Below are 12,061 nucleotides of genomic sequence, written 5' to 3'. Positions count from 1 at the left end.
AAAGATGCCTTTATCAGATGGGAAATATCCTTTGTTGAAGAAATTTTCCACTAATTGGGATCATCTGGATAAATCAATAAGAGAGTTTAAAATACACGCTATTCTGGAGGTTTATTTCAAGAATATTCTGTCTTATTCAGCTGATTTTTCAAAATCAGTTAAGGTACAGCTCGATGAAATTCTGAGTTTATTGGTTACAAATTTCGATGATGAGGAGCTTCCACTTCAGCAACAGATACGCCTGAATGAGCTTATCATTCAAATGGATGGCGACAAATATGCAGCGCAAGACTTACTGGATGCGGAGAAATATATATTTGACGAAAAGGTCGATTTTTTACAATTGCTTTCCAATGCAGCGTTTAACCCGGATCTTTCGGGAGCTACAAAAATTACCCAGGCCCTGGCAGTTTCAATTAGTCAGCCCTGGATTGTAGAAGCACATGATGCCTTTACCGCTAACAGCCGGAACAATCTGCCTTCCAGTATTGAACTTGTGATCGATGGATTTAATACATCAACTCATAATGGTACCGACGAAAATGAACAAATCCAGCAGCACGAATACTATTGGAAATCTATTCTGGAGACTGAATTGAATAGGTTGTCTTTCCCTGCTGGTAGCCTGTTAATTGGAGTATTGGTTTGCTTAGTAGCTTTTTGGAGCTTCGGTTATCATGCTATTGCTGGCATAATTTGCGTTGGTATTGGCGGGGCTTTGATATGGAATGCCATCAATAATTACAAAAAGGCTAAACGGCAGATAAAACAAAACATAGAAGAACGGGAGACTAAATCAAAAGAAGTGCTAAGAGGATGTATTGCAGAGACGGTCGATTACAGAGCAGAATCATCCGGGGAAGACGCCAAAGCAGAACTGTTGCGTCAGTTGTTGATGGAGATACGGCCCGAGGATTTTTCAAGTGTATCTAAAGACACGAAAAATATTTTACAACTGAATTAATCTTTAACAGTATGGAAAAGAAAATGCTTTTCGGAGAAGGAACCGTTCAGTCTGGAAGTGCTGACGGAAATACTAAAAAGGAAACCCGGTTTGCTGTAAATATTTTTCAGGGAAGAGTGGAAGCTGCTGCTAATAATGCCAGTTTTCCTGATTGGGATATCCTTCCTCCCACCCAGTTTATAAACCCCAGAATGAAGAAACAATAATGTCGGCACCTATCACCTATGCGGAATGGGTTCTTGTACTCGATGTTTTTGGAAACGGCGATGATACAGCCTTAGAGCAGATGGAGGCAGGCCAATTTACCCTTGACGGAGGTACTGCCCAGCGCTTTTATGCAAGAGTGGAAGAAACCTACCGAAAACGAAAGGAAAGCTGGCTGACAAAGTTTCAACGCTCTTTCCAGGTGCATGCTATTCGAACAGATGATGAGTTGGAAGCTGTATTGCGAGACGGAAAACAAAATTTATTGCCATTGGTGAAATTTGTAGGCATCAAAGCCTTTCCGGATGACTTACTAAAAATTCTAAGCAAAGACCTGTCAAATTTTGTTGCAGAATCAAAAAAATCCTTGAAGGATAGGGCAATTAAATCGGTAAATGGACAAGAGAAATTGCTGCTTATCCTGGATAGGTTTATGCTGCCTGAAATACAAGCAGGATTTTCAGCTAATAAAACGACCACTGAGCCGATGGGGAACCCTATTATCCCAGGCAAGGGGAGGAAAATTATTTTTTAAGTATGGCAAATAGAGCAGAGTTTAAAAAGAATCTGTTGCGCATGTTTCGCGCAAGAATACCTTTTATTACCATCCGAAGTATTGAACGAATAAGGGTGCTGGACGTAGTGCAACAGTTGGCGGAGGAAATAAACATACCAATTTATGTACATAGTTTGTCGCAAGGCACCATCGATCTAAAAACAAGAAAGTCGATAAACGATGATCGATCGGTACCCGGCGGAATAGATTTCGCCGTGCAGAATATTTCACAACGCCATAACCTTACGTTTGTTTTTACGGAAGTTAGCAGTATAGAAGACGATAATGTAGTGTCCAGGCATATATACGATTGCGTGGTACAGGCCATAGAAAGGGGGGGCTGTATTTGTATCATTACTACCAGAACTGTTTGGTCACAGTTACAACGGTTGGGAATGACATTGACCCTTGATGCGCCAAATGAGGAGGAAATGCTGGAAGTTGTGAAGGGCTGCGTTACCCCATATAAAGAGACTATTCCAATTGAATGGGAAGAAGTTGATTATCGGATGGCGGCTACGATTTTAGCCAATATGACAAAAATCGAAGCAGAGAACGTGCTGGCTACTGAAATGGCCAAGGGTTCGCTCAGGAAGGAGGATATTAAAGAATTAAGCCAGGCGAAGGATAAATTATTCAGCGATATTTCTGGTTTGGAGAAAGTCAAGATCGATTCCAACACCCTTTCGGTAGCGGGTTTGAATGGATTACAACGTTGGCTCGACAATCAAAGGCAACTATTAACCGCTGATCTCAAAGAACGAAAATTACGACCTCCAAGAGGAGTATTACTGGTAGGTGTGCCAGGTTGTGGGAAATCCTTATCCGCAAAATTTATAGCTGCTTCCTGGAATCTTCCTCTATACCGATTGGATTTTGCAGCCGTGCAGGGAATGTATGTAGGGCAATCAGAGAACAGGTTGAAAGAGGCGTTTGAATCAGCGGATAATGCTGCACCCTGTGTATTGTGGATTGATGAAATCGAAAAAGGGCTGTCATCCGGTTCGAATGATTCATCGGGTGTTACAACCCGAATGATTGGGCAGTTTCTTTTCTGGTTACAGGAAAGCGCTGCAAAAGTTTTTGTGGTGGCAACTGCAAATGACGTTACCAAATTGCCGCCTGAATTACTTCGGAAAGGAAGATTTGATGAGTTGTTCTTTGTTGACTTACCTGCCGAGCAGGAACGTAGGGAAATTATTGAGTTGTATATCACCAGAAATTTGTTGCCTATGCCTGCTTCAGTAACGCTTGACGCATTGGTTAGCGCTTCTGATGGATTTGCCGGGTCTGATTTGGAAGGGGCTGTGCGCGACGTAGCTATACAAGCTGTGATTCATGGTAATAAAGTTATCACAGATGACCTGTTTGAGAAATGTTTCAAAAATATTGTACCGTTGAGCAGAACCAGTCCCGAACGCATTGAAGCCATTCGGGTCTGGGGGCGTGAAAGAGCGGTGCCTGCTTCGGGGGCTGCCTGGGATGCAATAAGGGAAAATAAAGTGGTTGGAAAACGGTCGATCATTATTTGATCTTTTAAAAGCAGGGAATCCTATCGGTTAATTCTTCACCAAAATATATAGTGTACTATAGTTTATGCAATCAACGGTTATCAAATCTAAAATTGAAGCGGAAATAAATCGCTATAGCCAGCAATTTGATATTATTCAGGGACCACAAATCAGGCACCAGTTTTCACTTTTTTTAGAGGAGACAAAAGATTTGCCCGACAATGAGTTTTTGCAAAAGGTTAATGAACGATATGGGTTTTTACTTGATTTTAGGCACCGGCAGAAGATACTTGGCTATCTTATTTTTTTTAAAATATGCTTTATTATATTCTTTATTGTTCCGGCTGTTTTTATGATTTTCCGGCATTTTTTATTAAGATGAAATGTTTGCAGCCAAACCAGGTATCGTTTTAGGCAGTGTCATCCTCAGCAGGTAAGGGTCTGTTACGCGCCTGTGCTGTATAGCCATTTGCAGCTTTGTTTGTTTCGAAAAGAACCACTAATTCTATTGTCCGGATCAAACAACTAAGTAGGATGCATTTTGGGTGTTTTAACGGTAGATAAAAGGGGGGCGTTTTATAGATTTGTGTTGCGTATATCCTAAAAGACAAACTCCGATATGATCTATGCTAACCTATGGTCTGGCGTTGGGCGGGTGTAAGTCGTGCACATACAAGTCTTCTTGAGTATACGCGGTACTGCCGGCCTTTTTTTCCTAAAGTTTTGCGTACTCTGAAGAGGAGGCAACTTTATGCCAGAACGCAGATTGGGAACTTGAAATCCGACACAGGGTCCGAAGTAATTCCTGTAGTGAAACCAACCTGTGCATAATCGGCCTACGTATCGTTTGGCTGGAAAAAGCCGGGATTTTTCCCGGGCCATCGTATTTGTATTATCAGGAAAGAACTACTGTTTATTCGGGCAGAGGAGTGAAAAACAGGACCGAAATAGTCGATTATGGCTGACCTTCCTTTTCTATATAATCAAGTGTTTGTGCACTAAGTAAATATGGGACAGAAGTGGAAATTAGGATTGATATTTAGGTAAGAGAAAAACTTACACATTATGTAAGTCAGAAAATAATTATATTTGCGGTGGAAATAACTTTTGCTGATAGGAAATTGGAGACACTGGCAGCCGACTATAAAAAGAGCCGGCAGAAGATGGGTCAGAAGAGGGCAAAACTACTTGTAGCAAGGCTCAACGCCTTACGTGATGCCTCAACCATGGAGGACCTGAGAAACCTGCCCGGTAGGTTTCACGAATTGACTGGTGATCGGAAAGGACAGTGGAGCTGTGATTTAGATCACCCCTACAGATTGGTATTCACTCCTCATGAAAACCCTATCCCTGTAAATGAACACGGTCAATACATCTGGTTAAAAATTACCGGCGTAGAAGTTATAGAGATGGTAGATTATCATTAAACAGCAACACCATGGCAAAACAAAATCAATATGTTCCTCCAATAGTATTCCATCCGGGTGAAACCCTAGCTGAAAAACTGGAAGAAATGGAAATGGGACCTAAAGAATTTGCACTGCGAGCCGGCAAACCCGAAAAAACCATCATTGCTGTTCTGACGGGTAAAAGCGCTATTACACCTGATATGGCAGTACAGTTTGAGAATGTGACCAGAATTCCTGCCAATTTCTGGATGAACCACCAAAGAAGCTACGATGAGTTTATTGCAAGAGAAAAACAAAAACTAACCATTGAGGAAGCGGTAGACTGGGCAAAACTGTTTCCACTGTCAGATATGATAAAGAAAGGGTGGTTGCCACCCGTTGGTACAATGCAGGAAAAAACAATGGCGATGCTGGCTTTTTTTGGGTTTAGCGACCACACGGGCTGGGAAGAGTATTATTTTGGCCAGCAACTCAAGGTAGCCTTCCGCATTTCACTGGCGCAAACCAATGAGCCCTATGCAATTTCGGCATGGCTTCGCAAAGGCGAGTTACAGGCCGCTGAATTGGTAGCAAATAACTATTCCGAAAAAAAATTTAAAGAGACCCTGCCAGCTTTAAAATCAATTATGGCAACACATCCAAAAGATTTCTTTAACCAATTGCAAATTATTTGTCTTGACGCGGGGGTTAAAGTAGTTCATACCCCTTGCATTAACAAAGCGCCCATCAGTGGTTCCACCCGCTGGTTAAAGGATACTCCCCTCATACAATTAACAGGCCGCTACAAACGGAACGATAGTTTCTGGTTCACATTTTTTCACGAGGCCGGGCATATTTTATTACATGGCAAAAAAGATATTTTCTTGGAAAAGGTAGACTATTCTGACAAAGACCTGGAAAAGGAGCGGGAAGCAGACGAGTTTGCCTGTAAGTGGACCTTAACGGAAGAGCAGGAAGCTGAAATCATAAATGCTGCCCCACTCAGTGAAGACGATATCAGGGCTTTTGCAAAACAGTTTAATACCCACCCTGCTATCATTATTGGTAGATTACAGCATAAGAAGTTAATACCTTTTTCACTGGGCCGCAATTATTTTGAGCCGGTAATATTTTCATAATTTTAAACACCTGATGATATTAGCTATAATCACTGCAACCAATAAGCTCAATTGCAGGGATGAAATCAAACTGATATTTTAGCCTTTTAGGGTTGCTACAAATAGTGGTACCTGAGAGATGTTTTATAGGTTCACTTGTATGAGGTGAGTATGGTTGAATTTTGGGTTGGAAAAGTAAATGTAACCATATGGTTAACACCTTTTTTTCGCTAAGAATGCTGCAGGTTGTTGTTTGCTGTGCTTTGCTGATTTCCTGTAATGCGGGTAACGGTAAGAGAAATAAAGGTAAGGACTACTTTAAAGTCATCTCTGTTAATGATATCAAATTGCCAGTTCCAAAACCCGGTGAATGGAGAGCCCGGCATGTTGAAGAGAATCAATCCTTTGATCGTTATTGTAAACAAGGGCAATTGCAAGCCAGAGACGACTTTCACAAAATATACCTGCTTCAGATTGGAACATTTAACAATACTCAACAGCAATGTTTAAAAGATATCCAGGTTTACCTTTCTTTATTCTTTCAACTCCCTACTGAAAATCTACCCTCGGTCTCGGAGGCGCTTATTCCTGATTCTGCAAAACGGAAGACAGGAGCAAATAATGTACAACTGTTAACAACATTTATTATTGACACTATTCTGGTCCAAACTAAGCCAGTAGATGGATACGCATTGTTGGGACTTACGTCAAAAGACTTATATCCTGGAAAGAACTGGAATTATGTATTTGGTATGGCATCTTACGCGAATAGGGTTGGGGTAAGTTCGTTTTATAGGTATAACTGTAATGCTGAGGAGCCCCGTTCGTATCAAACCTGCCTTCGCAGGATAATTGCTACGGCTTCGCATGAGATAGGGCATATGTTTTCGATAAAGCATTGTTTATCAGCAGTCTGTGTAATGAATGGTTCGAATAGCCTGGCGGAATCAGATTTAATGCCACTGCGTTTATGTTCAGTATGTCAGCAAAAGCTTCAGTGGAATCTTAGGTACAAAAATCTGGTTCGTTTAAAACAGTTGAAGGAGTTTTTGCAAAAAAAAGGGTTAGCGTCTGATGCCCATGATCTTCATAAAGATTTAGAAGTAGTGGGGCCAACGGCTAATGACTAGCGTTCATAAAGGAGAATCCATTATTTTACACTGACCAAACCAACGATATGCGTGCATTGAAACAAAAATAAACCTGGTAAGTAAGGTATGCAACGGAAAAAAATGGACTGGAAAGAGGAACGGCTTCTCTATTTATGGCTTTCAATAGCCGGTGTAGTTATTGCGATTGTTTTTTATTTACTACCAGAATACTCACAGCATATTAATGAGGATGATCCAAAGCCGGTTATTATCAATAATTTGATTCTTTCCAAAGATCCGGTAGTTGTTAGGAGAAGACGTGGTAAAAGGAAAATTGTCATATACGCGCAAGGCTATGATAAACCATTTCAGATTGCTGGCTTTGATTTTAGTGAATTTATCAAAGCCGAAATTATAAGAAACATCAAATCAGGCGATACAGTAAATGTTAAGATGGATAGTTCTGCATTTCAAGCGATGAATAATATATCTATTTTCGATAATTATATAGAGATCTATGGACTCTCTAAAGCAGGGCATGAGTATCTAAATTGGCGGCAGGCAAATAATAGGGCTATAAAGGATCGGGAAATTGGAGTTCCGATAGGACTTTATTTAATGTTCGTTGGCTTTATTTATTGGAGCTCCAGGAAAAGACCCAAACTTAGTCCTGCTTTTGTAATTGCTGGCGGACTTTTACTCATTGTTGTAGTGATGCTACAAGGATGAGCGCCTGCTACTATCAGGCTGATGTCGACAAAAAGTTGTACACTTTCCCTTGACATTTATTGTTCAATACCAGTTTCTGTTAGTTGATATTAGTACGCAAAGCAGTTTACAATTGATTTTGTCTGATTTAGCAATCAACCACAATCGTCTTATACGGGTGTTCCGTAGTCGGCGTATTGCGGGTATCACTTTCTTTTCTCCATCCTGCACTTGTCACTGCAATATTTTACCTCTTCCCAAACCTTCGCCCATTTTTTTCTCCAGGTGAAGGGGCGATTACAGGTTACACAAATCTTTTGCGGAAGATTTTCTTTGCGAACAGCTTTCATTCCATGAAAATTAATTCACTGTGGTAACCATTCCGTTCAACAACCGCACCACATATACTTTCTTATTCTCAAAATAATCTAACTGCTGTTGTTGCTTGTTCAGCAGTACCGGTTGAATGTCAAAGTCAGTAAATACCTGGTGTTTTTTCTCACCCAATCCCAATGCTACGTTGGGGGCCTGTTCAGCTATCATCTTGCCAAACCGGTACATGACTTCGTACCCGCGAAAAACCATATCACTCGGCCGCGCAAATAACTTGTCTTTGAAGTAATTGATGATGGAGCTGCTGAGTGAATCGGTACGGATGGGGTTGAAGGGAATGGTATAAAGGATGGGAAGATCTTTGTATTCATCGTTTTCAAAATCACGAATCCCATCCCAGGTTGGCATACCCATTACCTGCATCGGGTAGGTTTTATTAAGTATTGCCAGCTCGCTTGCCAGCTTACGTGCAAACTGAACATCAAGGCTGCCCGCAACGGCAAAAGTGGTTTTGGTACTGTCGAAATAAGGCAGGAGATTTTCTGCTTTAAAGCTGGCAGGTAACGTCACATATTTCAGTTTTAGGCCTGCTTTGGGATTGGATTTCTCCACATCGGTTAGGTATCCTTTCAGGCGGTCTTCCTGTGTGCCATTTCTGGTAAATACAATAACCGGCGATTGTCCCCTGTTTTTATCGAGATACTTGTAAATACCTTCCGCATGGGTAGATAAGGTGCTGTTCAGAATGACCATATAAGGGTTGTTGGTTACCCCACCATCATTCGGAATATTTACATTGATAAAAGGCACCTGCTTTTTATTGGCAAAATCAGCTACCGGCCGAATTTCATTATTGGTAATATGCCCAACCAGCAAACTGGCTTCCTGCACCGCCGGGTCCTGTAATATTTCAGCTATCTTTCGCCTGGAGCGGGTATCGATTATATGTACATCCAGCTCCACCTTTTCCTTGTTCAGTGAATCTATTGCCAGTTGAACCCCTTCATAAAATTCGAGTCCGGGTAGAAAATAACGCGGAAACTGTTTGCCAAAACGGTAAGCCCCCGCGGCGTCAAACGCTGAATCGAGGTAAAGCGGCAACAGGAAGGTAACCACCTGTTTTTTGGGGGCCTGTTTATAAATAGCGATCGCCTGGCTGCTATCCTGGGCAATGGTGTTAACAGAAAAGGAAAGCATCAATGCAATTATCCAGAAGAAGAACCTGCTTAAATAGCGCATTTACAGACGATTTAGTTAATTATTCCCACTCAATGGTGGCCGGTGGCTTGCTGCTGATATCGTATACAACCCGGTTGATGCCCCGAACATTATTGATGATATCACTCGAAATGTGTGCCAGAAAATCATAGGGTAAATGTGCCCAATCGGCCGTCATTCCATCTACGGAAGTTACGGCTCTTAACGCAACGGTGTACTCATAGGTACGTTCATCGCCCATTACCCCCACACTTTTAACCGGTAATAAAATTGCACCAGCCTGCCATACTGTAGTATATAAGTTGTGTTCTTTCAGCCCGGAGATGTATCGGTGGTCAGCTTCCTGCAGCAGTTTAACTTTTTCTTCTGTTATTTCACCCAGGATACGGATTGCCAGGCCGGGGCCGGGGAATGGATGGCGGTCGATCAATTCAGCGGGAATACCCAGCTCCCGACCAACTTTTCGCACTTCATCTTTGAAAAGATAACGCAGGGGCTCCACCAGTTCAAGATGCATTTGTTCCGGTAATCCACCCACATTGTGGTGTGATTTTATGGTTACTGACGGACCATGAACGGATACACTTTCAATAACATCGGGGTAAATGGTTCCCTGCCCCAGTAATTCAATGCCCGCTACTTTTTTGGCTTCTTCCTGGAAAACATCAATGAAGAGTTTTCCGATCACTTTCCGCTTTGCTTCAGGATCGGTTTTACCAGCCAGGTCGGTATAAAACCGGTCTTTCGCATTCACCCCTTTTACATTAAGGTGTAAATGCTCTTTATAGGTGTTCAGTACCTGTTCAAATTCTCCTTTGCGCAATACCCCATTGTCAACAAAAATGCCGTATAAATTATCGCCAATGGCTTTAGAGATAAGGGTAGCTGCAACCGTGCTGTCTACCCCACCGCTTAATGCCATAATTACTTTACGATTGCCGATTTGTTTTTTCAAGGCGGCTACCGTGTCTGTAATGAAGTGGGCGGGCGTCCAATCCTGTGCACATCCGCAAACTTCTACCAGGAAATTTCTGATCAGCAATTTGCCTTCTATGCTATGGTATACCTCTGGATGAAACTGTACCGCGTACAGGGTTTGTTGATCGTCTTTTTTCTTAAACGCAGCAACCGGAATGGATTGCGTATCTGCCAGTAGTTCGAACCCTTCTGGTATTTCTTTTACACTGTCGGCATGGCTCATCCATACCTGGCTTTGTTGGCTCATGCCGGTAAAAATCCGGTCCTCCTGGCGGATTTGTAACAATGCGCGGCCATATTCCCGCTTACTGCTTTTCTCTACCCGGCCGCCGAATTTTTTAGCCGTTAGCTGGGCACCATAACAAACACCTAAAACGGGGAGGCGGGCAATCATTGCCGCAATATCCACATCCGGGGCATTTTCGTCGTTAACGGAAAAAGGAGATCCTGACAGGATAATTCCTTTTAAGCCGGGTTCATACGTAAATGGTTTATGGTATGGGATAATTTCGCAGTATACATTGGCCTCCCGTACAGCCCTGGCAATCAATTGAGTATATTGAGAGCCGAAATCGAGGATCAGAATTTTTTCAGTCATGGTGGCGCAAAGTTACAATCTTTTTCCAGCGCTGCTGCTTCTGGTAACTTTTTAGGGCAGAGAGCGTCTAAGACTGTAAATATTTTTGTTTTTTTGACGAAACAACCACACATGAAAGCATTTCTTACAGTATTGGCCATTGCCTGTCTTAGTTGGACCGCCTGCGTTTTTAACACCGGTAAAAAAGTAAACGGCAACGGCCATGTTACCACCGATACGCGTACGCCGGGGGCCTTTGAATCTGTAGAGCAAAAAGGTAGTTTCGATGTGGAGTTGGTGGTCGGAGACCAGGCGGGTATAACCCTGGAAGGGGAGGAGAATATCCTGGCCAAAATAGAAACCTATATTGATGGCTCTACCCTTAAAATAGCCACTGAAAATGGATTTAACCTGCGTCCAACGCGGGATGTGCGAATTAAAGTAACAGCCCCCCGTTATAAGGAAGTGTTTTCTTACGGATCTGGTAATATTATTTCCGAATCTGTATTAAAAAACGATGAGCCTATTGAGGTAGGTACCAAAGGAAGTGGTGATATCCGGCTTGAAATTATAGCACCCGAACTAAGTGCCTCCATTTATGGCAGCGGAAATGTTACCCTAAAGGGACAAACCCGTAAACTGAAACTGGAATGTACCGGAAGCGGCGACCTGAATGCCGTGGAGCTGCAGTCGGAAGAAGCGTTTGTAGATATCAAAGGCAGTGGAAATGCCAGCGTAAATACCAGCAAAAACCTGGAAGTAGATGTAAAAGGCAGCGGGGATGTTAGTTATAAAGGCAACCCTACGATCCGCACAGACTTCAAAGGCAGTGGCAATTTGCGTAAAATCGAATGATCTAGGGGTCATAAAATTGTTGGTGCACCAACGCTCCATTTCGGTTATAGGTGGCCAGTGAACGGATCCGGCCCTCCGGATCGTAATAAGACCAGGTGCCGCTTCTTTTTCCGTGTTTATAGGTGCCGGATGCCCTTAACAAGCCCTTACTCAGCCAATGTTCCCAGTGGCCTTCTCGTAAACCGTTTTTATAATAACCGGAGTCCTTTGCCTGTCCATTGGGAAAATAATTCATGTACAGGCCATGGTGCAGGCATTCTTTGAACGGCGCCATATAGGCATTGTCGCCTGCCTGTTCATTGAACTGCAGGCTGGCAAGCACCAGGCTATCTACCGGAACAGGTGGATTTTCCTCGTGTCGTTTCCCATAAAGATGCCAGAACGACTGAATCGGGGAAGTGGCCTGTGTAAACGCCGCTTTATTTTGCCGGGCCTCCAGTGCCAGCGGCAGTAAAACATGTTTGGGATGTTTCTTTATTTCCTGTTTGATCCGTTGCAGTTTGGTGGCATTGTAGGTGCGGATAAATCTTGGCTGGCCATTTCTATACCATCCTTTCCAC

Annotated in this window: 13 protein-coding genes and 1 pseudogene; 10 read left to right on the top strand and 4 right to left on the bottom strand. The window is 42.6% G+C overall.

From position 1 onward, the window contains the following. From A1D16_RS18725 to A1D16_RS18685, 9 genes are all read left to right on the top strand, one after another. The coding region (locus A1D16_RS18725) for a hypothetical protein (protein ID WP_290712343.1) at positions 1 to 964 on the top strand (964 nt) is incomplete at its 5' end. A gap of 11 nt (positions 965 to 975) precedes the next feature. Then, positions 976 to 1,170, top strand: a complete 195-nt coding sequence (locus A1D16_RS18720; RefSeq protein WP_290712341.1) for a hypothetical protein — start codon at positions 976 to 978, stop codon at positions 1,168 to 1,170. Next, positions 1,170 to 1,703 (top strand): hypothetical protein, encoded by a 534-nt coding sequence (locus A1D16_RS18715; protein WP_290712339.1) that lies wholly within the window; start codon positions 1,170 to 1,172, stop codon positions 1,701 to 1,703. The genes A1D16_RS18720 and A1D16_RS18715 overlap by 1 nt, the downstream gene beginning before the upstream one ends. Positions 1,704 to 1,705: 2 nt before the next feature. After that, positions 1,706 to 3,256: an ATP-binding protein gene (locus A1D16_RS18710; RefSeq protein ID WP_290712338.1), complete on the top strand. Its 1,551-nt coding sequence runs from the start codon at positions 1,706 to 1,708 to the stop codon at positions 3,254 to 3,256. Positions 3,257 to 3,320: 64 nt separating this feature from the next. Then, positions 3,321 to 3,617, top strand: a complete 297-nt coding sequence (locus tag A1D16_RS18705; RefSeq protein WP_290712336.1) for a hypothetical protein — start codon at positions 3,321 to 3,323, stop codon at positions 3,615 to 3,617. Between the two features lie 712 nt (positions 3,618 to 4,329). Continuing rightward, positions 4,330 to 4,662 (top strand): type II toxin-antitoxin system RelE/ParE family toxin, encoded by a 333-nt coding sequence (locus A1D16_RS18700; protein WP_290712334.1) that lies wholly within the window; start codon positions 4,330 to 4,332, stop codon positions 4,660 to 4,662. An 11-nt stretch (positions 4,663 to 4,673) separates the two neighbouring features. After that, positions 4,674 to 5,762 (top strand): HigA family addiction module antitoxin, encoded by a 1,089-nt coding sequence (locus A1D16_RS18695; protein ID WP_290712332.1) that lies wholly within the window; start codon positions 4,674 to 4,676, stop codon positions 5,760 to 5,762. Positions 5,763 to 5,950: 188 nt separating this feature from the next. After that, positions 5,951 to 6,871, top strand: a complete 921-nt coding sequence (locus tag A1D16_RS18690; protein WP_290712330.1) for an archaemetzincin — start codon at positions 5,951 to 5,953, stop codon at positions 6,869 to 6,871. A gap of 87 nt (positions 6,872 to 6,958) precedes the next feature. Next, the gene (locus A1D16_RS18685; protein ID WP_290712328.1) at positions 6,959 to 7,561 is read left to right on the top strand and encodes a hypothetical protein; all 603 of its coding nucleotides are present in this window, start codon (positions 6,959 to 6,961) and stop codon (positions 7,559 to 7,561) included. Between the two features lie 185 nt (positions 7,562 to 7,746). On the opposite strand, the gene A1D16_RS21790 is transcribed toward A1D16_RS18685, so the two are convergent. The 3 genes from A1D16_RS21790 to guaA are packed head-to-tail and all read right to left on the bottom strand — an operon-like array spanning position 7,747 to position 10,667. Continuing rightward, positions 7,747 to 7,890 (bottom strand): DUF2256 domain-containing protein, encoded by a 144-nt coding sequence (locus tag A1D16_RS21790; RefSeq protein WP_366207062.1) that lies wholly within the window; start codon positions 7,888 to 7,890, stop codon positions 7,747 to 7,749. A 10-nt stretch (positions 7,891 to 7,900) separates the two neighbouring features. Then, a complete protein-coding gene (locus A1D16_RS18680; protein WP_290712326.1) occupies positions 7,901 to 9,112 on the bottom strand; it encodes a hypothetical protein in 1,212 nt (403 codons plus the stop codon). A gap of 19 nt (positions 9,113 to 9,131) precedes the next feature. Continuing rightward, positions 9,132 to 10,667 (bottom strand): glutamine-hydrolyzing GMP synthase, encoded by a 1,536-nt coding sequence (gene guaA / locus A1D16_RS18675; protein WP_290712324.1) that lies wholly within the window; start codon positions 10,665 to 10,667, stop codon positions 9,132 to 9,134. Positions 10,668 to 10,778: 111 nt separating this feature from the next. On the opposite strand from guaA, the gene A1D16_RS18670 reads away from it, so the two are divergent. After that, entirely contained in the window at positions 10,779 to 11,501 is a 723-nt protein-coding gene (locus tag A1D16_RS18670) for a head GIN domain-containing protein (protein ID WP_290712322.1), read from the top strand. A 1-nt stretch (position 11,502) separates the two neighbouring features. Here the strand turns inward: A1D16_RS18670 and A1D16_RS18665 are convergent. Next, positions 11,503 to 12,061 (bottom strand): annotated as a pseudogene (locus tag A1D16_RS18665) (hypothetical protein); the annotation flags it as partial.

The sequence above is a fragment of the Flavihumibacter sp. CACIAM 22H1 genome, from assembly GCF_001601815.1.
GTDB lineage: Bacteria > Bacteroidota > Bacteroidia > Chitinophagales > Chitinophagaceae > Flavihumibacter.
Note: the sequence above shows the minus strand (reverse complement) of the source record. Positions and strands in the feature narration are given on the sequence as shown.

What these genes read in the sequence shown, in the direction of transcription:
- A1D16_RS18720 (WP_290712341.1), top strand. Translation starts at nt 976, where the DNA reads ATGGAAAAGAAAATGCTTTTCGGAGAAGGAACCGTTCAGTCTGGAAGT.
- A1D16_RS18715 (WP_290712339.1), top strand. Translation starts at nt 1,170, where the DNA reads ATGTCGGCACCTATCACCTATGCGGAATGGGTTCTTGTACTCGATGTT.
- A1D16_RS18710 (WP_290712338.1), top strand. Translation starts at nt 1,706, where the DNA reads ATGGCAAATAGAGCAGAGTTTAAAAAGAATCTGTTGCGCATGTTTCGC.
- A1D16_RS18705 (WP_290712336.1), top strand. Translation starts at nt 3,321, where the DNA reads ATGCAATCAACGGTTATCAAATCTAAAATTGAAGCGGAAATAAATCGC.
- A1D16_RS18695 (WP_290712332.1), top strand. Translation starts at nt 4,674, where the DNA reads ATGGCAAAACAAAATCAATATGTTCCTCCAATAGTATTCCATCCGGGT.
- A1D16_RS18690 (WP_290712330.1), top strand. Translation starts at nt 5,951, where the DNA reads ATGGTTAACACCTTTTTTTCGCTAAGAATGCTGCAGGTTGTTGTTTGC.
- A1D16_RS18685 (WP_290712328.1), top strand. Translation starts at nt 6,959, where the DNA reads ATGCAACGGAAAAAAATGGACTGGAAAGAGGAACGGCTTCTCTATTTA.
- A1D16_RS21790 (WP_366207062.1), bottom strand. Translation starts at nt 7,890, where the DNA reads ATGAAAGCTGTTCGCAAAGAAAATCTTCCGCAAAAGATTTGTGTAACC.
- A1D16_RS18680 (WP_290712326.1), bottom strand. Translation starts at nt 9,112, where the DNA reads ATGCGCTATTTAAGCAGGTTCTTCTTCTGGATAATTGCATTGATGCTT.
- guaA (WP_290712324.1), bottom strand. Translation starts at nt 10,667, where the DNA reads ATGACTGAAAAAATTCTGATCCTCGATTTCGGCTCTCAATATACTCAA.
- A1D16_RS18670 (WP_290712322.1), top strand. Translation starts at nt 10,779, where the DNA reads ATGAAAGCATTTCTTACAGTATTGGCCATTGCCTGTCTTAGTTGGACC.